The 2,487-nt window shown below is 46.5% G+C and carries 1 protein-coding gene; it reads right to left on the bottom strand.

Annotation, left to right across the window (positions count from 1 at the left end; all coding sequences use genetic code 11):
* Positions 1-22: 22 nt before the first annotated feature.
* Entirely contained in the window at positions 23-2,251 is a 2,229-nt protein-coding gene (locus tag PN499_RS06500) for a GumC family protein (RefSeq protein ID WP_417063864.1), read from the bottom strand.
* Positions 2,252-2,487: the final 236 nt, after the last annotated feature.

The raw sequence follows: 2,487 nt of genomic DNA, 5'->3' as shown, positions 1-2,487 counted from the left end.
TCTCTTCCTCTTTCCCTAGTCCCTAGCCCCTAGCCCCTTCTTTGCTACTTCCTTTTGCCTTTTGCCTTCTGCTTGGTTTTGACATTGGTTTTGATTTCACTTGTGTAGGGGAATCAGCAAAGTGTACGAGGGGAATATCTATTTCCTCAATCCGATCGGGGAACTCAACTGCAATGTCAGCACCATTAACGATCGCTCCCAACAGTCGCGGCCCTACTTTGTTTAGTTCTTCATCAAATTCTGTTAACCGATCGGTTACTTCAGCCAATGTTTCGGCATTAGTATGACCTTGCCTTGTTACTAAAACTATGCCATCCGTATATGGTTCCAAGGTCAGGGCATCGCTGTATTCATTTAAAGGGGGGGAGTCTATAACTATAAAATCAAAGCGGTGGCGAACTTCTGTAAGCAGCCGCCGGATTTCGCTCGATTCCAGTACAGCAGCAGCTTGTCGCAGAGGCCCGGGACTGGGTATGACAAATAGGTTCTCAACGGCTGGGACAAGCCGAATGCACTCGCAGAGATCGCCGTAGTAACGTAGGGGTTCAATAGAACTAGCGGGATCGGGAGCGACTTTCAAAAATTGAACCCAAGAGGGCGATCGCAAATCTGCTTCGATTAACAAAGTCCGCTTACTAGCACGAGCCGAGGCGATCGCTAAATTGTAAGCGCTAAAAGTCTTGCCTTCAAGAGCAGTCGCAGAAGTTAGTATTACCAGCTTCGGGGGTTTTTCTCCAACGCGGCGTAGATTGCTGCGAAGTTTCTCGTAAAATTCTAGATAAGGAGAATTAGCTTCTAGGGCGATCGGCATATCATCTCTACTGGAGTCAAGGGCGATCGCAAAAGGCAAAATTCCCAAGACTTCCACATCCCCTTCTTCCAAAGCCGAGCGAATTTCCTCCCAAGTGTAGAACTTCCCACCCAGCATTCCCAGTAAAAATATGACTCCGCCCCCTAGCAAGATTCCAGCCAATCCCCCCACGGCCAAGATCGCAGACCGACTTTTAGGAGTGAATTTGAGATTATCAGCTTTTCCAAACTGAGAAATTCTCAAAGAGCCTGTTGTCTCCACTATCGCCGCCTGAGCATCCACCCGCGCCGATTGCATCTTATCGTAGAGGGTCTTCTTCAGGTTTACTTCCTGTGCGATGCGCGTTTGTTCTAACTGTTTATTGGGAAGCGTCGCGTGTTCCCGCCGCAGTTGTTGTTCTGTTTTCGCAATACCAATAAGTTGCTGTTGCAGCATCTCCCGCTGAGTTTGCAAATTAATCAAAGTTTTAGCTAAATCTTGTCTGGCGGGATCTAAAGCAGAGTCTACTCGAATCTTCGCCGCACTTAAGGGTGCTGCTACTCCGTCACCTCCAAGTACCTCAGCCGCTCGCTGCTGTAACTGTTGATCCAGTGCTTGTTTGGTGTTAGTTAACTCGACTACTTTCGGGTGTTCGTCCTGAAAATCCAGGCGGAGCACTTGTAACTGAGACTCAATATCGAAAAGTTGCGATCGCAATTGAGCAATAATTGGGTCAGCAGCCAAAGCTTGAGCCACGTAAGCTTGATCTGCATTCAATCCCAATCGCCCTTCCAGGCTATTAATTTGAGCATTAACGCCGTCTAACTGAAATCTAATCGTCCGCTGTTGCTGTTGTGCGGAGGCGATCGCTTGAGGCAAAGCAGCAGTCTGAAATGCCAAAATAGATGCTCCCTCTCGTCTCTCGTAGAGTTGAAGTTTTTCTTCAGCAGCTCTGAGATCCTGAATTACTTGTGGTAAACGGTTGTTAATCTGGACGATCGTCTCTCGCAGTATAGAAGTATTAATTAACTGGCTTTGTTTAACCATTTCCTTCATTACTGTATCTACAATTTTTTCTGCTCTCTTAGGATCTTTATTCTTGTAAGAGACTTCAATTCCCGCACCTTGGTCGTTGGATTTCGGCATCTTTATTGACACATTTTTTGTCATCTTTTCGGGCGAAACCTCTACTTCTTTCGCTGCTGCCTCGATTACCTTTTTGTCCAGCAGCATTTCTTTTGTTACTTCCTGCCCCTGCTTTTGAATATCAGTAGCCGTAGTTGAAAAGATCACAGGAGGACGGTGGTAGCTCAGAATACCTGTAGCCGTGTAATTAGGAGCTGCTTCTGGACGAGTTGCTACTAACCCTGACACGCCCACTGCTGCTGCAAAAGTGACTAATCCGACCCATTTGTATTGCTTGAAAGCAATTAGATAACGTTTAACTATTACTGGAGCCATAGGAATTGGTAATTGGTAGTTGGTAATTGGTAATTGGTAATTGGTAATTGGTAATTGGTAATTGGTAATTGGCATATTCAGGACTTACGCTCATGGCCCTAGAAACCGGGTTTTTGAGAGAATCTGGGTAACAGCGAAGTATTTTCGTCAAAAAACCCGGTTTCTTTGGTTGGGTGCGTAAGTCCTGATATTGCTCCCCCGCTCCCCCTCTTTCCCTAGCCCCTAGCCCCTAGCCC

This window comes from Kamptonema animale CS-326 (genome assembly GCF_028330895.1).
Classification (GTDB): domain Bacteria; phylum Cyanobacteriota; class Cyanobacteriia; order Cyanobacteriales; family Microcoleaceae; genus Kamptonema; species Kamptonema formosum.
The sequence above is the reverse complement of the archived record's forward strand: the minus strand, read 5'-3'. Positions and strand labels throughout refer to the sequence as shown.

Excerpts from the sequence above, each read along its gene's own strand:
- PN499_RS06500 (WP_417063864.1), bottom strand. The coding sequence starts at position 2,251 with ATGGCTCCAGTAATAGTTAAACGTTATCTAATTGCTTTCAAGCAATAC.